Here is a 21785-nt window from a genome sequence, read left to right as displayed (position 1 = left end):
CCCGGCCCGCCCGCGCGCCGCCCCCGGCCGCGCTCACCCTCTCCCAGCTGTCGATTCTCCGAATCTGATGGGTTCCCGGCCGCCGCCCGGCCTGTCCCGGCGGTAGCTCGTTCACCCCTGCCCGCGACCGGGCGGGTGGTTCCCCGAACCCCGCATCGATTCAGGAGACCCCATGTCGTCCAATCAGTTCCCGCTGCCCCTGGGCCGCCGCAAATTCCTCGCGCTCGGCACCGGGCTGGCCACCGCCGCGGCCTTGGCCGCCTGCACCAAGAACAGTCCGTCCTCGGGATCCGCGGTCGGGCCCGGATCGGATGCCGTCCGGGCCGCCGAGAATGCCCGCCGTGCCGCGGGCGCACCGGTTCGCGAGATCGCTTTGCGCGCCGAACCCGCCACCGTCGATCTGGGCGGGGTTCAGGTGAACACCTGGGCTTACGGCGGGATCGTGCCCGGGCGGGAGGTCCGGATCGCCAAGGGGGAGGTGCTGCGGGCCGACGTCACCAACGGGCTCCCGGATCCGACCACCGTGCACTGGCATGGCATCGCGCTGCGCAACGATATGGACGGCGTGCCCGGGCTCACGCAGCCCGCGATTCCGGCGGGCGGGAATTTCCGGTACGAATTCACCGCACCGGATGCGGGCACGTACTTCTTCCATCCGCACGTGGGCGTCCAGCTCGACCGGGGTCTGCAAGCGCCGCTCATCGTCGAAGACCCCGCCGACGGCAAGGATTACGACGTGGAAGCCGTTGTCGTTCTCGATGATTGGCTCGACGAGGTCAACGGGCGCACTCCCGACGCCGAACTGCGCAAGCTAGAGAGCGGCGGCATGTCCGGGATGGATATGGGTGGGATGGACCACGGCGGGATGAACATGGGCGGCTCCGGCGCGATGTCCATGCCCGCAGAACCCACCGCGCCCCTCGGTTCGGACACGGGCGACATTCCCGACTACCCCTACTACCTCCTCAACGGCCGAATCTCCACGGACCCGGTGACTTTCACCGCCCGGCCACGCCAGCGCATGCGGCTGCGGATCATCAACGCCGCCTCCGACACGGCATTCCGGGTGGCCGTGGGCGGCCATCTACTCCGCGTCACACACTCCGACGGTTTCCCGGTCGAGCCGGTGACCACATCATCCCTGCTGATCGGCATGGGCGAACGCTACGACGCGGTAGTCGAATTGGCCGACGGCGTCTTCCCACTCGTCGCCTCCGCCGAAGGAAAGTCCGGCCAAGCCCTCGCCTACCTCCGCACCGGCAGCGGCCCCGCCCCCACCCCCACCATCCGCCCCACCGAACTCTCCACACCCCCACTGACCGCCCACAACCTCACCCCCACAGCCGAATTCCGCCTCCCCTCCCGCACCCCCGACCACACCCTCGACGTAAAACTAGGCGGCGACATGCAGAAATACATCTGGACCATCAACGGCAAGCCCTACCCCGACACCGCCCCCCTGAAAGTCTCCGCAAACCAACGCATCCGCCTCCGCTTCATCAACGAAACCATGATGTTCCACCCCATGCACCTACACGGCCACACCTACCAGGTACTCAACGGCCCCCGCAAAGACACCTCCCTGGTCCTCCCCATGCAAACCCTCGAAGTCGACTTCCAAACCGACAACCCCGGCCAATGGATGCTCCACTGCCACAACATCTACCACGGCGAAGCCGGCATGATGACCACCGTCTCCTACCGCGACTGAGCGCGCGGCGGTGGCAGCGCCGAACCGGCGCTGCCACCGTGGCATCAGGGCAGTATTACGAACCAGGGTTGGCACCATGAGCGGGCCGCGATGCGTCTGGAGGGAGTTCCAGGCAACCTTCGCGATAGGCGTCGTCTGCGTACGTAGGCGTACAACGGCCCGGCATTGACGGTCAGGGCGGTTAACTGCCCCACTCCCGCTCGAGGATCTCATCGATCCGGCTCGACACATCCGAGCGCCCACTGTGCCCCGCGCCCGCCGCCCCGAATCGCCGCCGAGCGCCGGTGGGTGCGCCTGCCTCGTGACGCAGCCGTTCATCAGCGCGCCGCCGCAGCTTCCGCGCCACCACCTCACCCAGCGGCGCGTCCCGCCACTTCCGCCACCGCCCCGCGATCCACCGCGACTTCTCCGCCCGGAACGCGATCTCAGCTCCCTCGGCCCGTTCCAGATCGACCGGCCCCAACGCACCGCCCATGGTCTGATGTTCTCGATGCCGATCGGCCCGATGCGGGAATCGCTTGTTGCGCCGAATGTTTCGGCGAGAACTCTTATCGTTCTCGCCGTAGTCGTTCCGCCGGTCCTTGGCGTAGCTGAGCGCCTTCTTCTCCTGCGGAGACTTTCGCCTCACCATTGCCAGAGGGTATCGCCTGGCCTCGTGATCACGCTTACTGTTTTCGAATGGCAGGTTCGTCGTTCCCAACTTCACCGCCTCCGCGCTACACCCTGCCCAATGATTGGGATCTTGCTGGGGAACGCCTGGCTTTGCTGGGTGAAGCGTATGACGCCGAAAGTGTTTCGCTTGCAACGCGGTTGGGTGTTGGGGTGGGGAGTCGCTGTTTGGAGGCCGGTGCGGGCGGCGGGTCGTTCGCGCGGTGGTTGTGCAGTGCGGTTTTGCCGGGTGGACGCGTGCTTGCGGTTGATGCTGACCCGCGGCATCTCGCGGACTTGCCTGCTCGCGGCGGTGAAATCGCCCAGTTCGATCTCGTTGCTGATGAACTGCCGCCCAGTGCCTTCGATTTCGTCCACACGCGATTCGTGTTGCTGCACATCGCTGAACGCGACGAAGTGCTGAGGCGGCTTGCTCGCACGCTGCCCGCCCGATTGGCGAAGCTGGGTCTCATCGACATCCATTCCACCGCTGAAATTCCCATGTTCCGCGGCGGTTCACCGACGGCTCGCATGTGGAGTCTCACCGCTGTTCAAGTTCAGGAATCGCTTGTAGGGCAAGGGGTCTCGGCAGAGGTCATCGCGGCCGCTCGGGCAGAGCTGACGGATGAGGGCCGGTGGTTCTATGCGCCGCCGACTGTTCGCGCGTGGGCCCGAGCGCCTCGGATGCTGTGATCGTCAGCTGACTATGTAGACGCCCTGGGCTCCGGTGGTGGCTATGACGGTGGAGCCTTGGGTGAGGTTGACGGTTACGGTGCCGCCGGAGTTGGTGGGGAGGAGGCGGCCGGGGGCGTAGAGGTTGCCGGACCAGTGCTGGGTGGTGTCGTCGCAGTCGACCAGGACGGCGCTGTCGAGGCGGATGGCGATGGGGCCGCCTACGCCGCCTTGGAACATTTGTTCCAGGGAGCCGTTGGTGACGTCGATGCCGGCGGTGCCGCCGCCGGAGCAGGTGGCGGTGCCGGAGATGGTCAGGGTGGTGGTGCGGTAGGGGAGTTGCCGGTCGACCGTGACGGATGCGGCGGATTGGGCGGCTGCGGGGGCGGTCGCGAGGGCGGCGGTGAGGGCTGTGGTGGCGAGAAGCAAGGTGGGGAGTCGATTGTTGAGCATGATGACCTCGGATCGACGGTGAATCGCTGGATGGCGATTCGGTCAGGATTCCAGCCTGCCACGAACCGCTCAGGAATGTTTGCTGAATTGTCGCCATTGGGTGTGGGGCAATTCTTGTCACGCCTATTCGAGGGCCGGCCTCTAGCATTCCGGGTATGCGCCGCAGTTGCTGGTTTCCGATCCTGATGTGCCTGGTCGTGCTCGGCGTCAGCGGGTGCGTCGGCGCGGTGGATCGGGCGGAATTCGAGCAGCGGATCCGGGCGCGGGGTGGCGGGCTGGTCAGCGCGCTGCCACGGGATGCCATCGCAGCATTGGCGCAAAGACTGGGCACGGCCGATCTGCAAGCGAACGTAATCCTGTTCACCGCACCGGATTCCGCCAACTTCCGCCTGGTGCTGAACAATCAGCCGGATCAGGTGACGCGTTTCCTGGCCGGCCGCGGCGACCTGGCCACCCGCGAACCCACCGTCCGCCTGCGCATCCGCCCACCGGAGCATCCCAGGGAATTGGACGACTATTCGTTCACCCTCGGTAACCTGAGTTCCGCACAGCCGGTTCGGGTTTCGGCCCTCGACGACATCGCCGGCGAAAGCTTTCCCCTCAGCGAAGTGACCGGCCTGTCCAACCTCGAATCCATCGTCGATACCGCCCGCTCCCGCAGCGGCCTGTCCGACGGCCAGGTGAACGCCATCGTGGTCAGCCGTTTCGCCGGCGAAATCCGCATCGTCACCAATGTGGTCTCCGCCCGCACGGAAATGCTCGCCGAATTCGACCGCACCGGCGCCCTGCTGCGCATCCAGCAGGTGTAGCCGATGAGAATCCTGCCCGCCGCCGCCACCTCCGGAATCGCCGCCGGCGTCCTCACCGCGGTCATCCCGCTGGCGATCTGGCCCGGCGAAGCCGAACTGACCGCACCCTTGCTGTGCGCATCCCACACCGACCCGATGGTCGTCTCCGATACCTGGCACGACTCCGAAGGCACCTCGGTCAACTACACCCTGTACTGCGTCGGCCCGCGCGGCGAATTCACAGACGAGGGTTTCGCCGTGCCCATGCTGATCCTGTTCGCGGCCCATGCCGTAGTGGTCGCGACGCTGGTGATACTGGGTTCTCTGCTCTCGCGGGCGCGTCCCGAACCGGTGACGGATCGGCTGTAAATACCGAACAGAACACCGTGTGAGCGACGGGCAGGCTATTGTCCGATCGACTATTCGGGAGGGAGATTCGGGTGGGGAAGTTACGCGCGCTCACGGTCCGCCTCGGAGCGTCGATTGCCGCGACTCTGATCGTGGCCGCCTGCTCGGCATCGCATTCGTCCTCGTCCGCGCCCGCCGACAACGCCCCGATCGCCGAACTTCTCACCTGGATCCAATCCGGCACACCGACCGACACCACCACCTACCGCCTGAAATCCTCCGACATCGATACGCCGGACGCCGCCTTCACCACCCCGGATCACAAGACCAGCTGCTGGGTCCAACTCGCCCGCCACCCCGCCGACGCCCTCGCCTGCACCACCGATTTCCAGCACCCCGAACCCGCCCCCACCGCCGCGTCCTGGGACCAGAATCCCGCACCCTGGCAACCGAACTACGTCGAACTCCACGACGTGGATTTCGCGATCGGTTCCGGCAGCAGCCCGCAGTCCCACACCGGCCCCGTCCTGCCTTACGGCAGCAAATTCGAAGACGGCGATTACGCCTGCCGCATCGACCGCTCGACCGGCACATATTGCGTGAACACCCTGGCCCACACGGGAATTCGAATCAGCGAATCAGGCGTGCACCCTTTCGGCTGCCCACGCGAATTGGCCGCGGACAATCTCACCTACTACACCGGCGTCCGCTACAACTGCGACCGCACCACAACCCCGACCGCCCCCGCGGCTCCGATCATCGACTACGTGAACGCCGGCACCCCCGTAGACGCCACCGCTTTCCGCCCCGCCCGCGAAGACACTCTCCCCCAAGACATCATTTTCACCGACCCGACCCACACCATCCGCTGCGCCACCGAATTCCACCTGAGCCCCACCCTCTCCTGCCAATACGCTTTCCAATCCACCCCCGCGCGCCCCGAAATCACCAGAGGCTCGCAATGGATAGCCAATTGGATCGCCTACGACACCACCACCCTCGCCCTCGGCTCCCAGCACGGCGACCCCGGCCCATTCATCGCCGCGGCCGACCCCAAAGTCCTGCCCTACGGCACCACGATCACCTTCGCCGACCGCGCCTGCCGCCTCGACCCCACCGCTCTCACCTGCATAGACAAAAAGGCCGCGACCGCCTTCAAAGCCACCCCCGAAGCCCTGACCCCCTACGGTTGCCTCGTCGAACTACAGCGCGGCAGCAACAGCCGAATCGGCCAGGAATTCCACTGCTGAGCAGTTTTCACCCCGCCGTCTCCGGACAGCGGAAAGGCCCGGCGAACCGGGCCTTGTCTGATCCAAATATGGTGCGCGATACTGGGATTGAACCAGTGACCTCTTCCGTGTCAGGGAAGCGCTCTCCCGCTGAGCTAATCGCGCCGGTTATTCAGTTTCCCCCTTTGAGCGGATGACGAGATTCGAACTCGCGACCCTCACCTTGGCAAGGTGATGCGCTACCAGCTGCGCTACATCCGCATTTGCTTGCTTGGGCTTTCGCTTCGGCTTGCGGAAGAGAACATTAGCCGATAGGTGGGGGAAATACGCAAACGTGCAGTAAAACAGGGGTTTTCGGGCGTGTTCGGGGTGGTTGGGCGGGGGTCTGCGGCGAGCCGGTGCGGTGGGGGCGGGGGAGAACCTTGGTGTGGCGGGGGTGATTTGGGCTGATTCGGCCCGGGGGTGTCCGGCGCGGCTCGAGGGCGGCGGAACAACGAAGGTCCGGTGTGCCTGCACCGGACCTTCTCTTCCCACTTAAATGTATATCGCGGCCGGGGGCTTGCCGCAAGGCCCGGGTGGCCCCTCATACTCGCTGGTCACAGGCGAATCGAAGGGAGTTCGGATGCGCGTATTGCTGTCGACGTTCGGGTCGCGCGGGGAGGTGCAGCCGACGCTGGCCGTGGGGGTGGAATTGCTGGCGTTGGGGGCGCAGGTGCGGATGTGCGCACCGCCGGATTTCCGGGCGCTGGTGGAGGGCTACGGGGTTGAGTTCGTTCCGGTCGGCTCGGAGTTGAGCGGGGTGGGGAGGAAGAAGGGGATGGCTACCGAGGCGGATCGGCGGGCGAGTATCGACGGGATGATCGATACGCATTTCGCGACGCTCGGGCCGGCCGCCGAAGGATGCGAGGTGTTGCTGGGCTGCGGGGCATTGCAGATCGCCGCGCAGTCCATCGCAGAATTGCGCGGGATGCGATACATCTATGCGGCATTCGCGGCGAATACGCTTCCGTCGGAACAGATTCCGCCGCCTCCCCTCGGTCCGGGAGTGGATGCCGAGGCCGATGTCCGCGCGCAATGGGAACAGGACGCGGTGCGGTGGAACCTGCTGTGGCGGGATTCGCTCAACAAGCATCGGGAAGCGCTCGGGCTGGCTGCCGTCGACCAGGTGCGGGATTACATTTTCACCGATCACCCTTGGCTGGCGGCGGATCCGTTGTTGAGCCCGTGGCCGGATTCGAAACTCGACGTCTGGCAACCCGGAGCTTGGCTGCTGCGCGATACCCGGCCGCTGGCACCGGAATTGGAGGAGTTCCTCACCGCCTGCGACCCGCCGGTGTATTTCGGATTCGGGAGCATGCACGTCGGCGCCGATACCGCGCACAATGCGCTCGCGGCGGCCCGCACGCTCGGATATCGGGCGATCGTGCTGCGCGGCTGGGCCGGACTCGACCTCGACGAGGCGGGCCCGGATTGCCTGGTCGTGGGCGAGGTGAACCATCGCGCCCTGTTCCCGCGCACCGCCGCGGTGGTGCATCACGGCGGCGCGGGCACCACGGCGGCGGTGGCGGCGAGCGGAACACCGCAGGTCGTGGTGCCGCAGATGTTCGACCAGTACTACTGGGCGGCACAGGTGGAGCGCCTCGGCGTCGGCGTCGCGCACGCACCCGGGCAGCCGAGCGCCGAATCGCTCACCGCCGCACTGTCACGCGCCCTGACCCCGCAAATCAGGTCCGCCGCGCGAACTCTCGGCCCGCGCATCCGCATCGATGGCGCGGCCCGCGCCGCACACCAGGTGCTCGCGACCGAAAGAGTCTGAGCCCTTTCCGAATCCGGCTCCGATAGGGCGAGGGCCCGGCCACCCGGCCGGGCCCTCATATCGTCGTATTACCGAGTGTCCGTGTCACTCCGCCCGATCGAGGGTCGGCCGCCGATGGCCGAGGAGTGGTGGCTGGTCGATCGCCGGGCCGGAGACGGGTCCCTTCGCGAGTCCGTTGGCGGTGGTCCGCGAAACAACAGCAAACTCTTTGTGTTCGCGACTCTTCTGAAAGTTCATGCGAAGTGCCTCTTCTCCGAGTTCTGGTCCAGCGAGAGAAATGCCGTGAAACAGGGCATTTCTGGTGTTACAGAAGCCGAGTCTAGGGGGAAGGAGTTCGATCGTCCGGTAATTGATGGTTAAGGATTCGTATCGTCCTGCGAGTGTGAAACGTCCGCTAGCAAATTTCTGGACGTCGGAGTGCCGGGCGGGGTGAATCCGGGCTTCGCCCGCTCTGCGCCCGAATGTCACACCGCTCTCGTAAAGTGGCAGGCAGCACTATCGGCGTGGGGAGGAGCGTCCGTTGTCCGCAGCGCTTGTCAAAGGGCAGAACGGCCCGGTGACGGTCGGCGAGGTGGTGATCGCCGTGCAGGTCGCCGCGGCGGCCGATCTGTCGGCCCTGCTGGTCACCGAGCGCGGAAAAGTGCGCTCCGACGCTGATTTCGTGTTCTTCAACCAACCGTCCGGGCCGGGTGTGCGATTGCAGCCCGGGGGAGCGGGGCAGCCTGCGGCGCTGGCGGTGTCGCTGAACCAGATTCCCGCCGATATCGACCAGATTCGCGCGGTCATCACCCTGGACGACGCGCACGCCAACTTCGGCCGGATCGCCGCGCCGGTGGCGACGGTGTCCGACACCGCCGGAAACCGGTTGTACGAGTACCGAATCGACGGGTTGCAGACCGAATCCATCGTGATCGCGCTGGAGTTGTACCGGCGCGGCGGCAACTGGAAGGTGCGCGCGGTGGGGCAGGGCTATGCGGGCGGGTTCGCCGCGCTGGTCACCGATCACGGCGTCAGCGTCGAGGACGCGCCGCGCCCCGCGCCCACTTATCAAGCGCCGTCGAACTATCCGCCGCCGGTAACCCCGGCGTATTCACCCCAGCCCCCGCCGTCGTCCTATCCGCCGCCGCCTGCCTACCCGCCGCCTGCGCCGGTGCCCTCTTATTCGCCGCCGCCCCCGCCCGCGCCGGTGCCGTCGTATGCACCCCCGCCCCCGCCGGCGCCGTCGTATTCCCCACCCCCGCCGCCGAATCCGCCGCCCGTCGCCGAAGTCACCCTGGCCAAGGGCCGCCCGGTCAGCCTGTCCAAAGGCCAGCGTGTCACCCTCCGCAAGGAAGGCGGCGTCGCCCTCACCTACATCCGCATGGGCCTGGGCTGGGATCCGGTGAAGAAATCTGGCCTGTTCGGCAGCCGCACCATCGATATCGATCTCGACGCCTGGGTCGCCATGTACGCCGGCGCCCAGCTCGCCGATGTCGTCTACTACGGCGAGCTCACCTCCAAGGACGGCTCCATCCGCCATCAGGGCGACAATCTGACCGGCGCGGGCGAGGGCGACGACGAGGTCATCAATGTCGACCTCACCCGCATCCCCTCGCACGTCACCACGCTGCTGTTCATCGTCACCTCGTATCAGGGCCAGACTTTCGAACGAGTCAGCAATGCCTACTGCCGCCTGGTCGACGACACCACCGGCGCCGAACTGGCCCGCTACGCCCTGACCGGCGGCATGCCGTTCACCGCCCTCGCCATGGCGAAAGTCTTTCGCGCGGGCGGGGATTGGAAACTACAGGCGATCGGCGACGGTTTCCAGGCCAAACATCCGGGCGAGGCGGTGCCGCAATTGGGCCGGTTCATCGCGGCCGGCTGACCGTGTCCGCTCCACGAATCCGATCGCCGCGCACCCGAACCGGTTCCCTCGAAACGACTATGGTCGAGAACGGCACCGGCCGCCGGATCCCCGGCGACCCGGAACCTGCGATCCGCGAACAACAGGTACGAAAGGAAACTCGATGAGCGTCAGTCTGGCCAAGGGCGGGAATGTCTCACTGTCGAAGCAAGCTCCCAATCTGACCGCCGTCAGCGTCGGTCTGGGCTGGGATGTGCGCTCCACCACCGGCGCCGATTTCGATCTCGATGCCAGCGCGCTGGCCACCGGCACCGATCAGCGGGTGCTGTCGGATCAGCATTTCGTGTTCTACAACAACCTGCGCTCGCCCGAGGGCTCCATCGAGCACACCGGTGACAACCTGACCGGTGAGGGCGAAGGCGACGACGAGACCATCAACGTCGACCTGGCCGGCACCCCCGCCACCATCACCAATATCTTCTTCCCGGTGTCGATCCACGACGCCCAGGCCCGCCAGCAGTCCTTCGGCCAGGTCCGCAACGCCTACATCCGCGTCGTCGACCGCAACACCGGCGCCGAACTGGCCCGCTACGACCTCACCGAGGACGCCTCCACCGAGACCGCCATGGTCTTCGGCGAGCTCTACCGCAACGGCGCCGAATGGAAGTTCCGCGCCATCGGCCAGGGCTATGCCTCCGGCCTGGCGGGCATCGCCCGCGACTACGGCGTCAATATCTGATTCGCGCGCAGTCCCCGAAGGCCCGGTTCCGTACCGGGCCTTCGGCATAAGCGTGTCCTGCTCGTCTCGAACGCCGACGTGAAGTGTCATGGGCCCCGTCAAGGCCGGCGCAGCGTAGGGCGACCGCACCGACCGCCTGGCTCGGGTCCGCCGCCGGACGTCTCCTCGACGTAGATCCGCATGCCTTCCGCGATCTTCCCTGCCGCGTGCTCCAGCTGCTCGGGCGTGATGTATTTCCCCCACGCCGCCGCATCCAGCAACTGCCTGCGCACTTGATCGAGATTCATACGTGCCCATTCGAGGCGAGACAACTCCGGCATGGGCCGGAACATTACCTCGAGTCGAACAAACTTTCGAGTCTATGCGGAGGGTCTGACAAACTGTGCGGATGGCGTGGCGGGCGGGGATGCCGGGCGGCCGCCTGAGCTGTGCGCTCGCCGTATCAAGTGGGTGGGGTGCTCAGCCAGATTCGGCTGTCGCCGTCGGGGTCGGTGGTGGCGAGCAGGAGGTGGTGGGGGAGGGCGCCGAGTACGGCTTTGGGGGCGGTGACGGGAAGGGGGAGGTCGCGGATGCCGGTGCAGTCTCGGGCGGCCGTCAGCAGGTGGGCGGTGCCGTCCATTCGGGTTGCCATGATCAGCTGGCCGGAATGGAGGAGGGCCTGGTCGATGTCCAGGGTGGCGGCGTCGGGGCCGGAGCGGGAGGTCGATGGTGTTGGCCAGCAGAGCAATTGAGGGCGGGGGCCTACGGTGCGGCCGATGGTGACGCAGCCGGCGGCATCGCAGGCTGATTGGCTGGCGACGCCGGTGCCGGACAGGGGGATTCGCTGCCAGGTGCGGCCGTCGGGGGAGGTCCATCGCAAGGGCTGGTATTCGGTTCCGCGAATGCTGTTGCCCGCGATCAGGAAACCGTCCGGACCGGTCGTCACGCCGCTGGCCCCGGTCACCTCGCCGGGAGCGGCCGACAAAGCTGAGTCGTCCGCCTGTCGCAGCCAATTCACGCCGTCGGCAGACGTCCAGACCGTCGTGCCGTAGCGGCCGCTGCTGCTGTCCCATGCGCCGACCAGGAGACCGGTGCCGCCGATCGCCGCAGCGCCGCTGACGCCGATCGCGTGGGGGCCGCCGAATTGCTCGAAGCTTTGCGGGAATTCCTCGAGGGTCGAGGTGTCGCCCGACCAGACGGTCATGCGCGGGTTGAAATGCGCGCCGCCGAAGGCCTGGCCGAGGGCGATCACGCGGTCGCCCGCGCTGCCCGAAATCAGTTCCGCGGCAAAGGCGTAGCCGCTGTGCGGGGTCAGCATCAGCGTCTTCCACTGCCGGCCGTCGGTGGTGGTCCAGGCGGCGGGAAGCCGGCCGTCGGGGCTCGGGACGGATCCTAGAAGCAGGAGGCCGTCGGGGGTCGGCGTGATCGACAGGATGCGGGCTCCGGTCGCGGGTGCGGGCTGGGCGATCCATTCCGGGGCGGGGCCGGGTGTGGAGCTGGTGGCGCAGCCGACGAGTGCGGTGAGCAGTGCGACCAGCGCGAGCCGCTTCATTCGGCTTTCAGCTCTGTGGTTTCCGGGCGGCGATGAACAAGTCGGGTTCCGGCAGGGCATCGGGATAGTCGGGCACGAACTCGACGACGCGTTCGCGCGCGATCTCGAGCCCCGCGTCGGTCAGCAACTGCCGGAACGCTTCCGGCGGATAGCTGCTGACCGTGACCGGCTGACCCATGAAGATGACGTCCAGGCCCTCGATATCGGCGGGCACGGTGGCCAGCAGCAGGCATCCGCCCGGGGCCAGCCAATCCGCGAATTTGGCCAGCGTGGAGACGATTTCGGCCCTGCTCATCTGCAGCAGCGGAAAGAACGCCACCACCGCGTCCCAGCTGCCCGCCGGGTACGTCAGTTCGCGCAGATCGGCCACGTCGAACCGGGCGGCCGGTACCTGGGCGCGCGCGATCTCGATCATCCCGGGCGATACGTCACACCCGGTGACCTGATGCCCGGCCGCCGCCAGCAACTCCGCCACCGGCCGCCCGGTCCCGCACCCGGCATCGAACACCCGCGCGCCGCCGGGCAATTGCGCGAGCAGCCAGTCGATCTCCTCCCGCTGCGCGCTCAGCCCGGCGAACGCCTTCTCATAGTCCTTGCCCAATGCGTCGAACACTTCAGCCGCGGAAAGCCCCATGCCCCAAGCTAATCCATCGAAGCCGACTGTCGCAGCGTCAACCGCCGAATCAGCCTGGAACGCAGTCCGTTTGGAATGGATAACAAGGCTTGACCGGTGCCGTGGTCGGCACGGGTTCGCCGGCGGGGGCCACCCGGGCGGGCGGGGCGGCCGGGGCGGGAGTGCTGGCGGGGCGCACGAACATCAGGACCGCGAGCAGCAGCAACGGCAGGATCGTGATCAAACCCGCCGCCAGCAGCAATGGCCAGAGCCCGAACCGCATGATCCCGCGCCCTTGCTTGGGCGGCGGTTGCGCCCCGGTGAATCGACCCTGGGGAACGTTCCCTTGCACCCGACCCGTCATGCCCACAGTGTCGCATCCGCCGGGCCCGGTCGCCGCAGCCGAATCCGGCATGTTCGGAGCGGAACGCGCCGGTCTACCGGCGTTTCGGCTCACGAAGCACGTGGGGCCGCAATCGCGAGAAGCCCTTGACCCGCACACTCCGCAGATGCCGCACCGTGTAGTCGTGGTCCTCGCCGAGCGCCGCCGCCGCGCCGTCGTCGAGCAGGATCGTCCCCGGTCGCGCCACGCCGGTGAGCCGCGCCGCGACATTGACCACGGTGCCGTACAGGTCGCCGAACCGTGTCAGCACCGGCCCGTATGCCAGCCCGATCCGGATCTGCGGCATATCCGGAATCGACTGGGCCGCAACGGCTATGGCCGCATGCATGGCCAGGGCGATGCGCGCTCCGTCCCGGGCGTTCTCGGCGGCGAACATCACCTCGTCGCCGACGTTCTTGATCACCCACCCGCCATTGCCGGTGATGGCCTCGGTGGTGGCGGCCTCGAACCCGTCGAGCAGTTCGGTCAATTCGGTGAGGTCGAGATGCCGGGACAGCCGGGTGTAGCCGACCATATCCGCGAACCCGACCAGCAATTGCCGTGTCGCGCCTCCGGATTCGACCGACCGGCTCAGCGCCGCCGCCAGATGTCGTTGCCACGCATACTCTTGCAGCTCGGTCAGCACCGCGATGGTCCGGGCGGTCGCCTCCTCCGGCTGTCCGCCCGCGCCCGCCACCCGCGGACCGATGTCGTGGGTGATCAGATCCGCCTGCCATTCCGCCAGCCGCGCCATGGCCTGCCCGAGCGTCCGGGCCGCGGCGATCTGACTCTGCTCGCTCGTCCCCGCGACTTCGGACATGTTGGTGAAGGCGCGTACAGCTTCGATATCGGCGTCGGTGAACGCCGCTTCGTCGTCATTGCCCGCGGCCGGGAACCCCAGCGCCACCCACAACTTGCGCGCCCGCTCGATCGGGACACCGGAGATTTCGGCCACCTGGCTGCGGGTATATCGGCGTGGGCCGCCCAGTAACGACTGTTCGACGACCGCGTCGAGGGCATCGGGCAATTCGCCGGATTCGATCACCCCGCCAGTACAACACACCGGCCGCTGCGGGGCGGGCGCTTGATTTCCCGGCTCGAAGCATGCCCTGTAAACGCAGTAAGGCCCGGCCGAAGCCGGGCCTTACTGCTAACTTTGGTGCGCGATACTGGGATTGAACCAGTGACCTCTTCCGTGTCAGGGAAGCGCTCTCCCGCTGAGCTAATCGCGCGAGTCTTTCCTCTTGCAAGCAAGAGGCGGCGACGGGAATCGAACCCGTGTGCACGGCTTTGCAGGCCGTTGCCTCACCACTCGGCCACACCGCCAACCAAGGCCGGTTGGCCTTCGAGCGGATGACGGGATTCGAACCCGCGACCCTCACCTTGGCAAGGTGATGCGCTACCAGCTGCGCTACATCCGCATTTCGTCCCCGGCGCCTGTGTGGCTGTCCGGCTGACGAGAGAGAACATTAGCCGACTATCTGGACAGACAACAAATCGCCTGGTTAATGGGGGTAAATGTGAACTACAGGGGTGTGATTCCGTGGCGGCGCGGTGAACGGCCGGCGAGATGCCCCGACATGCGCCCCGAACCGGCCCGCGAGCCGGACACTGGAGGGATGACCCGACCGACGGAATTCTGGGACAGCGCCTACGACGACGGCACCGCGCCGTGGGTGATCGGTGAGCCGCAACCGGCGGTGGTCGAGCTCGAAAGCGCGGGCTGGATTCGCGGCGCCGTGCTCGACATCGGTTGCGGCACCGGCGAACACGCGATCTACCTGGCCGAGCGCGGCTATGACGTGGCCGGGCTGGACATCTCGCCCAGCGCGATCCGCCAAGCCCGAGCCAATGCCGAACGGCACGGCGTCAAAGCCCGCTTCGACGTAGCCGACGCCCTCCACCTCGAACCCGGCCCCCGCTTCGACACCATCATCGACGTAGGCCTCTTCCACGTCTTCGCCGCCAGCCACGGCGACGTCGCCGGCTACGTCCGCAACCTCGCCACCGCCTGCGCTCCCGACGCCCTCGTCCACATCCTCGCCTTCGCCGACACCGAACCAGGCTTCGGCCCGCGCATCCCCCGCACCGCCATCGAATCCGCCTTCGGCCCCGGCTGGACCCTGGAATCCCTCACCCCCACCCGCTGCCGAGCCCGCATCCCCGCCGACTTCGCCGCCACCTCGGGCCGCCCCGAAGGCACCCTCACCGACGAATCCGCCTGGCTGGCCCGCATCCGCCGCCCCGCCTCCTGACACGCCCGACCACCCCCGATCCACCCCGCTCAAACCCCCCCTTCCCCCCTCCTTCCACGCGATTTGGCGTGCAGTCCCCGGTATGTGTAATGTTCTCTCTCGTTCGAGCGGCACAAAAACCGCCCCGAACAGCCACTCCGGTGGCGAGCTACGGTTCTATAGCTCAGCGGGAGAGCACTCGCTTCACACGCGAGGGGTCGCTGGTTCGATCCCAGCTAGAACCACTTAAACGGCCGGTCCATCACCAGATGGACCGGCCGTTTCTTATTCGCGGCATCCGAGCGCGTTAGTGGTCGTCCGGCTCGGGCAGGTGGGCAGCCAGATACCCGACGTGATGACTGGTGCCGATTGCACGCCAGGTCGATGAATTCCCTGGTCCCGGCGCCGAAGGCGGACGGTCGGGGTGACCACGTGCCTCGATCTCCTCATCTCCCCAGGTCAGGCCCGGGGTGAAATCGGGGCATTTGGTGATCTCTTCGCAGATATCGAAGAACCTGTCGTTTTCGTGCCTGCGGTACTTCATGACCAGCCAGCCGTTGTCGACCGTATAGCGCAGTTGGGGCGGTGCGCTGTATCTACCACCAGCCGTCTGCCGAGGAAACGCGACGGCGTAGTCACCGAAAGCTGGCGCTCTGTTGTACTTTCCGGTCAGCTCGGTAGATACAGCGCGCCAGAAGGCCAGCTCGGTTCGTTCGAGTCGTGTCATCGTCTTGAGCGGCACCTTGCTGAGGTCCTGTGGAAATGCCCCTCCCGCAACCGTTATCGACATCCAGTCATCGATATGTGGAACATACGGGAGCGCGAGTCGCGTCGTTCTGGCCTTGTGTCGGGCGTCCTCCGCATCGGTGATCGCGCCGAGATCGATGACCAGATGAATCGAGTCCGGGTCCTTCCTCACGGCGCGGACTGTCGTGTCGACTCGGGCCGGGAGTTCATACGCCTTTGTGCCGGCGAGATCGTCCTCGGTGAGACGGATGCAGATCGGCTGATGGCATGCCCGTCGCACCGCGGCTCCAACCTCGCGCAACACCCGCCGCGGATCCGACAGCCGCACCGCCGGTATCACCGCCATGTGTGCGGCCATGCAGCCATCGACCATGTACGAGGTGGGATTCCAAGGTTCGGTACTGAACAGGCTGTGCGCGTCGACGATGAGATCGAATGGCGCACTCCAATGGTTGAGCAATCCCTCCACGGACTCTTCGAATATCCGGCTCGACGACTTCCCCGGCCGCCCACCGGGCCCGGCACCGGAGTTCCCGCGAGGCACGAAATCGATGAGCGGTACACAGATCTCAGCGATATCCTCCGCCATGTACCTCAGCGCGGTCAGTTCACCGCCGCCATTCTTCAAGATCGGCACATACCGTGGTATCCGGTTCATCCGTGGCCGCCGCGGAATGCTCGGAAGACGCTGAGCACGCGAATCCCTCTGTCCCTCAGTGTGATAGCACCCCGAGCTGCGCTGCTCGACCTGCTTCCCGAGTATCGGACCCTGCCAGAACGGGCCGGGAGGTTTTAAGCGGACAAAACAAACATTGGCCCAATTTGTCGCAAAACAGGCACAGTTGTGGCTCGAGTCCCGTCTTTCCACATGTCGTCGAAAATGTGCGTGTCGCAGATACTTTGGGCGTAGCTTGCTCAATCGTGGCTGACTCGCCGTCCAATCCGCACGACGCTTACTTTCGCCAGGTGCTGTCACGCCCGGCCGATGCTGCCGCTGAGTTGCGGGCGGCGCTACCGAAAGAAGTTGTGACGCGGGTGGATTGGGACCTACTCGAGTTGCAGTCGTGCAGTTTCGTTTCACAACAACTGCGGTCCCGGTACAGCGACCTGCTGTTTCGTACTCGCCTCGACGGGTACGACGCGTACGTCTTCCTGCTCATCGAGCATCAGAGCAGTCCCGACCCGTTGATGGCGCTGCGCATGCTCGAGTACAAGGTCGGCATCTGGAATCGGTATGTCCGCGAGCATCCGAAGACCAAAACGCTGCCCGTGGTGATTCCGCTGGTCGTCCATGCCAGTCGTGACGGTCGCCGCTGGGAGTATCCGACCGAACTCTCGGAGCTGCTCGATATCGATCCGGAGACCCGGGACGCGCTGGGTGACCTGCTGCCCCGCTTCCGGTTCGTGCTCGACGACCTCACCATCGCTCCGGTATCGGCGCTATGTGAACGCGCGCTGACTCCGGCGGCACGTGTGCTGCTTGTCTTGTTGAAGATCGCTGCGGGCAATCGCTCCCTGGCGATCGAGATGTTGCCGCTGGTGCAAGACCTACAGGTGATTGTGTCCGCCCCCGGCGGGATCGAGGTCCTGGAGTGGGTGGTGACGTACATTCTTAGTGTCGGGGAAACCAGTGATACCGAGCTGGGACCGGTTTTCAATCGACTCGGACCTGATGCGAAGGAGGTCATCATGTCGACTGCGGAACGACTCCGCGCGGAGGGGGAAGCTCGTGGTGAAGCCCGTGGTGAGGTTCGTGGGCGGGCTGAGATGGTGCTCGAGCTGTTGGCGTTGAAATTCGGGGCATTGCCTGAGGACGTCGCGGCTGTTGTTCGGGCTGGTAGCCCGGAGCAGTTGCGGGGTTGGGCGGCCAGGATGCTCGAAGCTGCCAGTCTGGATGAAGTGTTCGACGTCTGACGGTTGGGACCACATATGCGATCGCCCGAAGCAGTGAGACTGCTTCGGGCGGTTGTTTTTTCGGGGCATCGGGGGTTAGGCGTCGGGGAAGTTGAGGGGGACTCTGGCGGTGGCTCGGCCTCGGGGGTCGAGGAGCCAGCCCATGCGTTTGGGGGTGTGGAGGGTGAGGGTTCGGGTGGTGATTCGGAGGTGGGGGAGGAGGGTGGAGAGGCGGGATTCGAAGGGGTCTATTTCGCCTAGGGAGTGGAGGAGGACTTGGGCGAAGAGGTTGGTGGGGCCGGTGATGGTGGCGCACATGCGGACTTCGGGGAGGCGGATGAGGGTGGAGGCGGTGGTGGGGAGGTGGGGGTGGGGGACTTGGAGGTGGTAGGTGACGAGGGTGGGGAGGCCGGCGTGGGGGTAGGCGAAATCGCAGCGGAGGGTCAGGTCGCCGGCGGTGAGGAGGCGGTGCAGGCGGCGGCGGACGGTGTGTTCGGGGAGGGCGGTGGCGGTGGCCAGGGCGGTGTAGGGGAGGCGGGCGTCGGCGCTGAGGGCATCGATGAGAGTGAGGTCCTCGGGCGATAGGGCGGTGCGGGCGTGAGTGCCGTAGGGGGTGCGTTTGGTGCGGGGCGGGGTGGCCAGTTCGGTGCGGCGGGCGGGTTCCATGGCGCGCAGGGTCCAGTCGCCGCCTTCGCCGAAGAGGGTCAGGCCGATCTGGGTGCGGGTGGCGAGGACGTCGGGGTGGGCGGAGATGTCGCGGCGGATGGCGCGGCCCAGCGCGGGGATGTCGATGGCGGCGACCGAGAGCAGGAAGTCGTATTCGCCGGCGGTCTCCTCCACGCTGAACACCCAGGGCAGGGCGGTGACGGCGGCGCAAAAGGCGTCGAGTTGCTGTGGGCGGCAGCGGATGTCGATGAAGGCGACGGTGGTGAGCTTGGGGGCGGGATAGGCCGTCACCCAGACCAGGCCGGCGGCGCGCAGGCGATCCCAGCGGCGGGCCGCGGTGGTGGCGTCGATGCCGAGGGTCTTGGCGATACGGGACCACGGCGCGCGGGGTGCGGCCTGGATCGTCTCGATGAGCGCCAGATCCGCCTCGGAGAAGTAGGAATCGGGCAGCAGGACGAGATCGGTGTCGGTTTCCGGCGTTTTCCCGGCGTTTGCTGCCACATCGCCGATCTTATTCGGACCGGCACCGATGCCCGTTCGAGAGGATCCCGAGTTGTGTGGTGAGTGCAAGACCATTCCCTGGTTGCACGGCAGGACGGTGACCCGGCGCGATGCGCTGAAGTTCGCCGCCGCCCTGGCGGGCACGGTCGCCGGAGCCGGGGCGATGGGTGGCGGAACGGCGAGCGCGGCCCCGCGACTGCTGGACCCGGCCGCGCCCGCCGTGCAGGCCATCACCAATGCCGTTGTGCTGACCCAGGATTCGCAGCGCCCGACCGCCGAGGCGGTGCTGGTGGAAGGCGATCGCATCACCCTGGTCGGCGGCACCGACGAGGTGCGCGCGGCCCTGCGCAACCGGGGCGGCGGCCCGGACACCGACCTGGGCGGGCAGACGCTGACACCGGGATTCATCGATCCGCACGGGCATTTCCTGCTGCTGGGCGTCAGTTCGATGACCGCGGATCTGTCCGCCCCGCCCCTCGGCCCGGTCGAATCCATGGATCAGGTGCTGACCCTGCTGCGCGAACAGGCCGGTCGGTCCGACGGCTGGGTGGTCGGAATGAAGTTCGACGACACCGCGATTCGCGAGCAGCGCTTTCCCACCCTCGCCGAACTCGACGCCGTCGCACCGGGCCGCCCGGTGTTCGTCCTGCACATCTCCAGCCACCTGGCGATGGTCAACTCGGCCGGCCTGGCGAAACTGGGCATCACCCGCGACAGCGCCGACCCGGCCGCGGGCTCCTACGGCCGCTTCGCCGACGGCGCACCGGACGGCCGCCTCTACGAATCCGCCGCCTCGAGCGTGCTCACCAAGGTCATCCCGATCAGCCCGGACGGCATCGCGCGCGTGCTGGAATCGGCCACCGACCGCTGCCTGTCGGCCGGCGTCACCACCGGCATGGACTCCTCCGTCTCACCGCAACTGCTCACCGCCTACAACCTGATCGGCACACTGCCGTATCTGCGTGTGCGCCTGGGACTTTGGATCGACGGCGACCAGCCCGGCCGGGTACGCGGCGTCGCGAACACCGCCCCGAACCAATCGCCGTGGCTGCGGACGCTGGCGGTCAAGGGCTTCGCCGACGGCTCCATCCAGGGCTGGACCGCCGCGCTCACCCAGCCCTACCATTCGCTGCCGGCCGCCGGCGCGCCCGACGGCCCCGCGGGCAAACTGCGCACCTCGGTCGCCGATCTGACCGAACTCATCGTGGCCGCTTTCGATTCCGGACTGCGCGCCGCCATCCACGCCAACGGCGACGCCGCGGCGGACGCGGTCATGGCCGCCACCCGCGCTGCCCGCGAGCGCACCGGCAGCGACCTGCCGGTATTGATGCAGCACTGCCAGGTATTGCGCGACGACCAGATCCGTCAGCTCGCCGGGCTGGGCATCCAAGCCTCGGTGTTCAGCCGCCACGTCTACGTCTGGGGCGACCGGCACCGCGACCTGTTCCTCGGCCCCGACCGCGCCGCCCGCCTCGATCCGGCCCGCAGCCTCATCGACGCCGGAGTCCCCGTCACCCTGCACAACGACACACCGATCACGCCATTGGATCCCCTCGCCGTCATGCGCGACGCCGTGCAGCGCCGCACCGCCTCCGGCGCGATATTGGGTGCGGCCGAACGCATCCGGCCGCACGAGGCCCTGGCCGCCTACACCGGCGTTGCCGCGCAGCAGCTCGGCCTCACCGACCGCGGCGTGCTCGCACCGGGCCGGCTCGCGGATTTCACCGTCCTGCAAGGCAATCCCCTCGACACCGATTTCGACGGCGTCGGCGTCACCCAGACCTGGGTGGGCGGGGTGCGCCGCTGGGCGCGCTGAAACCGCGCGGCACCGCCCGAACGAGCCATATGGACAGGATGTCCGCTTAGGGTCTACCCTCGTTCTGGACATAGCGTCCACTTATTCGGGAGATCGGCCATGACCCTCGGGATCGTCTTCGGAAGTCTCACGCCGCCGGAGCAACTGACCACGGGCGCGGCCCGGGCCGAGCAACTCGGTTTCGGCGAACTGTGGTTCTCCGAAGACTGTTTCTTCAGCGGCGGCATGTCCGGGGTCGCACAGTTGCTGGCCGCGACCCGGGAAGTGCCGGTGGGGCTGGGCTTGGCCAGCGTGATGACCCGGCATCCGGCCGTGCTCGCGATGGAGATCGCCGGACTTGCCCGCATGCATCCCGGCCGGTTCCGCGCCGGCCTCGGACTCGGCAATCGGCATTGGCTGCGGCAGATGGGACTCGACACCGACCGGCCGTTGACCGCGGTGGGGGAGAGCTTCGACGCGGTGCGGGCGCTGCTGGCTGGACAGGAAATCGACAAGCCCACGTACGCGCACCATTTCGGCCAGATTCGGCTGGACCACCCGCCGATCCGGTTGCCGCAATTGTGGATCGGCGCGGTGAACCGGCGCGCACTGCGGCTGGCCGGGGCGAAGGCGGACGGAGTGCTGCTGTCGGTGCTGGCCGGACCGGCCTATATCCGCTGGGCGCGTGCGGAAATCGCGCGCGGCGCGGCGGCAGCGGGGCGGAAGATGCCGCGGATCACCGTCTTCACCCTCGCCGCGGTCGACGACGACCCCGCGATCGCCCGCTATGCGGTACGCGACGCCGTCGGCTTCTTCGTGCGCGCCGAGGCGCATACCGCACTCGTCGGTCAGTCCGCGCTGCCCGCCACGCACGGCGCGGAGATCGGGGATCGCGAGGTGGGCGAATTCGCGGTCGCCGGTACGCCCGCGCAGGTGGCCGCCGGATTGGACGAGCTCTACGCCGCCGGTGCGGATTCGATCGGATTGTGGCTGTTTCCCGGCGATTCCTTCGCCGCGGTGCTCGAACGGATGGCGTGCGATGTCGTGCCGCTGATCGGTACCGGAACGCATTGAAAGGCGCGAAAAACATTCCGTAAGAGCGTAATTCGAGGTATGTTTCTCGGCTTTCACGCGCGAACGGCCAGTGCGGTCATACGATGAATCGGTGCCAGA

The 21785-nt window shown here is 67.0% G+C and carries 21 protein-coding genes and 6 tRNA genes; 13 read left to right on the top strand and 14 right to left on the bottom strand.

Translation table 11 applies throughout. The features are described from left to right. Nucleotides 1–172: 172 nt before the first annotated feature. Nucleotides 173–1711: a multicopper oxidase family protein gene (locus NY1_RS40595; RefSeq protein WP_067723229.1), complete on the top strand. Its 1539-nt coding sequence runs from the start codon at nucleotides 173–175 to the stop codon at nucleotides 1709–1711. Nucleotides 1712–1892: 181 nt separating this feature from the next. Here NY1_RS40595 and NY1_RS40590 read toward each other — a convergent pair whose 3' ends face one another. After that, complete coding sequence (locus NY1_RS40590) at nucleotides 1893–2342, bottom strand: hypothetical protein (protein WP_067723227.1); 450 nt, start codon at nucleotides 2340–2342, stop codon at nucleotides 1893–1895. A 47-nt stretch (nucleotides 2343–2389) separates the two neighbouring features. On the opposite strand from NY1_RS40590, the gene NY1_RS42520 reads away from it, so the two are divergent. Continuing rightward, complete coding sequence (locus NY1_RS42520; RefSeq protein ID WP_084536303.1) at nucleotides 2390–3052, top strand: class I SAM-dependent methyltransferase; 663 nt, start codon at nucleotides 2390–2392, stop codon at nucleotides 3050–3052. 3 nt (nucleotides 3053–3055) lie between these two features. Here NY1_RS42520 and NY1_RS40580 read toward each other — a convergent pair whose 3' ends face one another. Continuing rightward, nucleotides 3056–3484, bottom strand: coding sequence for a hypothetical protein (locus NY1_RS40580; RefSeq protein ID WP_067723223.1), 429 nt, complete (start codon nucleotides 3482–3484; stop codon nucleotides 3056–3058). 155 nt (nucleotides 3485–3639) lie between these two features. Here NY1_RS40580 and NY1_RS40575 point away from each other — a divergent pair, with 155 nt between their 5' ends. From NY1_RS40575 to NY1_RS40565, 3 genes are all read left to right on the top strand, one after another. Further along, complete coding sequence (locus tag NY1_RS40575) at nucleotides 3640–4293, top strand: hypothetical protein (protein ID WP_157762825.1); 654 nt, start codon at nucleotides 3640–3642, stop codon at nucleotides 4291–4293. 3 nt (nucleotides 4294–4296) lie between these two features. Continuing rightward, nucleotides 4297–4641 (top strand): hypothetical protein, encoded by a 345-nt coding sequence (locus tag NY1_RS40570; RefSeq protein WP_067723219.1) that lies wholly within the window; start codon nucleotides 4297–4299, stop codon nucleotides 4639–4641. 71 nt (nucleotides 4642–4712) lie between these two features. Next, nucleotides 4713–5870, top strand: a complete 1158-nt coding sequence (locus NY1_RS40565; protein WP_157762824.1) for a hypothetical protein — start codon at nucleotides 4713–4715, stop codon at nucleotides 5868–5870. 69 nt (nucleotides 5871–5939) lie between these two features. On the opposite strand, the gene NY1_RS40560 is transcribed toward NY1_RS40565, so the two are convergent. Together NY1_RS40560 and NY1_RS40555 are read right to left on the bottom strand one after the other, a co-directional pair. Next, nucleotides 5940–6014 (bottom strand) — tRNA-Val (locus NY1_RS40560). Nucleotides 6015–6037: 23 nt separating this feature from the next. Next, nucleotides 6038–6110 (bottom strand) — tRNA-Gly (locus NY1_RS40555). 361 nt (nucleotides 6111–6471) lie between these two features. Between NY1_RS40555 and NY1_RS40550 the strand changes: the two genes are divergently transcribed. From NY1_RS40550 to NY1_RS40540, 3 genes are all read left to right on the top strand, one after another. After that, the gene (locus tag NY1_RS40550) at nucleotides 6472–7665 is read left to right on the top strand and encodes a glycosyltransferase (RefSeq protein WP_067723215.1); all 1194 of its coding nucleotides are present in this window, start codon (nucleotides 6472–6474) and stop codon (nucleotides 7663–7665) included. Nucleotides 7666–8185: 520 nt separating this feature from the next. Then, nucleotides 8186–9532 (top strand): TerD family protein, encoded by a 1347-nt coding sequence (locus NY1_RS40545; protein ID WP_067723213.1) that lies wholly within the window; start codon nucleotides 8186–8188, stop codon nucleotides 9530–9532. A 142-nt stretch (nucleotides 9533–9674) separates the two neighbouring features. Continuing rightward, nucleotides 9675–10250 carry a TerD family protein gene (locus tag NY1_RS40540; RefSeq protein ID WP_067723211.1) on the top strand — a complete coding sequence of 192 codons (576 nt, stop codon included), beginning with the start codon at nucleotides 9675–9677 and terminating at the stop codon, nucleotides 10248–10250. A 98-nt stretch (nucleotides 10251–10348) separates the two neighbouring features. On the opposite strand, the gene NY1_RS40535 is transcribed toward NY1_RS40540, so the two are convergent. From NY1_RS40535 to NY1_RS40500, 8 genes are all read right to left on the bottom strand, one after another. Next, nucleotides 10349–10570, bottom strand: a complete 222-nt coding sequence (locus tag NY1_RS40535; protein ID WP_267888500.1) for a DUF6374 family protein — start codon at nucleotides 10568–10570, stop codon at nucleotides 10349–10351. Between the two features lie 122 nt (nucleotides 10571–10692). After that, nucleotides 10693–11781: a hypothetical protein gene (locus tag NY1_RS40530; protein ID WP_067723208.1), complete on the bottom strand. Its 1089-nt coding sequence runs from the start codon at nucleotides 11779–11781 to the stop codon at nucleotides 10693–10695. Between the two features lie 7 nt (nucleotides 11782–11788). Then, nucleotides 11789–12415 carry a class I SAM-dependent DNA methyltransferase gene (locus NY1_RS40525; RefSeq protein WP_067723207.1) on the bottom strand — a complete coding sequence of 209 codons (627 nt, stop codon included), beginning with the start codon at nucleotides 12413–12415 and terminating at the stop codon, nucleotides 11789–11791. 49 nt (nucleotides 12416–12464) lie between these two features. Further along, entirely contained in the window at nucleotides 12465–12758 is a 294-nt protein-coding gene (locus NY1_RS40520) for a hypothetical protein (protein ID WP_157762822.1), read from the bottom strand. Between the two features lie 73 nt (nucleotides 12759–12831). Continuing rightward, nucleotides 12832–13821: an adenylate/guanylate cyclase domain-containing protein gene (locus NY1_RS40515; RefSeq protein WP_067723203.1), complete on the bottom strand. Its 990-nt coding sequence runs from the start codon at nucleotides 13819–13821 to the stop codon at nucleotides 12832–12834. Nucleotides 13822–13933: 112 nt separating this feature from the next. Beyond that, nucleotides 13934–14008, bottom strand: a tRNA-Val gene (locus NY1_RS40510). A 23-nt stretch (nucleotides 14009–14031) separates the two neighbouring features. After that, nucleotides 14032–14102 (bottom strand) — tRNA-Cys (locus tag NY1_RS40505). Between the two features lie 22 nt (nucleotides 14103–14124). After that, nucleotides 14125–14197 (bottom strand) — tRNA-Gly (locus tag NY1_RS40500). Nucleotides 14198–14395: 198 nt separating this feature from the next. On the opposite strand from NY1_RS40500, the gene NY1_RS40495 reads away from it, so the two are divergent. After that, nucleotides 14396–15031 (top strand): class I SAM-dependent methyltransferase, encoded by a 636-nt coding sequence (locus tag NY1_RS40495; RefSeq protein ID WP_084536302.1) that lies wholly within the window; start codon nucleotides 14396–14398, stop codon nucleotides 15029–15031. Nucleotides 15032–15183: 152 nt separating this feature from the next. Next, nucleotides 15184–15255 (top strand) — tRNA-Val (locus tag NY1_RS40490). 62 nt (nucleotides 15256–15317) lie between these two features. Here NY1_RS40490 and NY1_RS40485 read toward each other — a convergent pair. Continuing rightward, nucleotides 15318–16394 (bottom strand): beta family protein, encoded by a 1077-nt coding sequence (locus tag NY1_RS40485; protein ID WP_067723199.1) that lies wholly within the window; start codon nucleotides 16392–16394, stop codon nucleotides 15318–15320. A gap of 284 nt (nucleotides 16395–16678) precedes the next feature. Between NY1_RS40485 and NY1_RS40480 the strand changes: the two genes are divergently transcribed. Then, a complete protein-coding gene (locus tag NY1_RS40480) occupies nucleotides 16679–17671 on the top strand; it encodes an Rpn family recombination-promoting nuclease/putative transposase (RefSeq protein WP_169815484.1) in 993 nt (330 codons plus the stop codon). 75 nt (nucleotides 17672–17746) lie between these two features. Here the strand turns inward: NY1_RS40480 and NY1_RS40475 are convergent, their stop codons facing one another. Continuing rightward, nucleotides 17747–18817 (bottom strand): Lrp/AsnC family transcriptional regulator, encoded by a 1071-nt coding sequence (locus NY1_RS40475; protein ID WP_218028570.1) that lies wholly within the window; start codon nucleotides 18815–18817, stop codon nucleotides 17747–17749. 82 nt (nucleotides 18818–18899) lie between these two features. On the opposite strand from NY1_RS40475, the gene NY1_RS40470 reads away from it, so the two are divergent. Together NY1_RS40470 and NY1_RS40465 are read left to right on the top strand one after the other, a co-directional pair. After that, nucleotides 18900–20633: an amidohydrolase gene (locus tag NY1_RS40470; RefSeq protein WP_169815483.1), complete on the top strand. Its 1734-nt coding sequence runs from the start codon at nucleotides 18900–18902 to the stop codon at nucleotides 20631–20633. 99 nt (nucleotides 20634–20732) lie between these two features. Continuing rightward, on the top strand, nucleotides 20733–21686 hold the full coding sequence (locus NY1_RS40465; RefSeq protein ID WP_067723192.1) for an LLM class flavin-dependent oxidoreductase: 954 nt from the start codon (nucleotides 20733–20735) through the stop codon (nucleotides 21684–21686). Nucleotides 21687–21785 lie beyond the last annotated feature (99 nt).

The organism is Nocardia yamanashiensis NBRC 100130 (assembly GCF_001613325.1).
GTDB classification, from domain to species: domain Bacteria; phylum Actinomycetota; class Actinomycetes; order Mycobacteriales; family Mycobacteriaceae; genus Nocardia; species Nocardia yamanashiensis.
Note: the sequence above shows the minus strand (reverse complement) of the source record. Positions and strands in the feature narration are given on the sequence as shown.

Bases quoted from the DNA above. Each gene is read 5' to 3' on its own strand.
- NY1_RS40590 (WP_067723227.1), bottom strand. From the start codon at position 2,342: ATGGTGAGGCGAAAGTCTCCGCAGGAGAAGAAGGCGCTCAGCTACGCC.
- NY1_RS40465 (WP_067723192.1), top strand. From the start codon at position 20,733: ATGACCCTCGGGATCGTCTTCGGAAGTCTCACGCCGCCGGAGCAACTG.
- NY1_RS40570 (WP_067723219.1), top strand. From the start codon at position 4,297: ATGAGAATCCTGCCCGCCGCCGCCACCTCCGGAATCGCCGCCGGCGTC.
- NY1_RS42520 (WP_084536303.1), top strand. From the start codon at position 2,390: ATGGCAGGTTCGTCGTTCCCAACTTCACCGCCTCCGCGCTACACCCTG.
- NY1_RS40550 (WP_067723215.1), top strand. From the start codon at position 6,472: ATGCGCGTATTGCTGTCGACGTTCGGGTCGCGCGGGGAGGTGCAGCCG.
- NY1_RS40530 (WP_067723208.1), bottom strand. From the start codon at position 11,781: ATGAAGCGGCTCGCGCTGGTCGCACTGCTCACCGCACTCGTCGGCTGC.
- NY1_RS40580 (WP_067723223.1), bottom strand. From the start codon at position 3,484: ATGCTCAACAATCGACTCCCCACCTTGCTTCTCGCCACCACAGCCCTC.
- NY1_RS40535 (WP_267888500.1), bottom strand. From the start codon at position 10,570: ATGCCGGAGTTGTCTCGCCTCGAATGGGCACGTATGAATCTCGATCAA.
- NY1_RS40525 (WP_067723207.1), bottom strand. From the start codon at position 12,415: ATGGGGCTTTCCGCGGCTGAAGTGTTCGACGCATTGGGCAAGGACTAT.
- NY1_RS40520 (WP_157762822.1), bottom strand. From the start codon at position 12,758: ATGACGGGTCGGGTGCAAGGGAACGTTCCCCAGGGTCGATTCACCGGG.
- NY1_RS40495 (WP_084536302.1), top strand. From the start codon at position 14,396: ATGACCCGACCGACGGAATTCTGGGACAGCGCCTACGACGACGGCACC.
- NY1_RS40595 (WP_067723229.1), top strand. From the start codon at position 173: ATGTCGTCCAATCAGTTCCCGCTGCCCCTGGGCCGCCGCAAATTCCTC.
- NY1_RS40575 (WP_157762825.1), top strand. From the start codon at position 3,640: ATGCGCCGCAGTTGCTGGTTTCCGATCCTGATGTGCCTGGTCGTGCTC.
- NY1_RS40540 (WP_067723211.1), top strand. From the start codon at position 9,675: ATGAGCGTCAGTCTGGCCAAGGGCGGGAATGTCTCACTGTCGAAGCAA.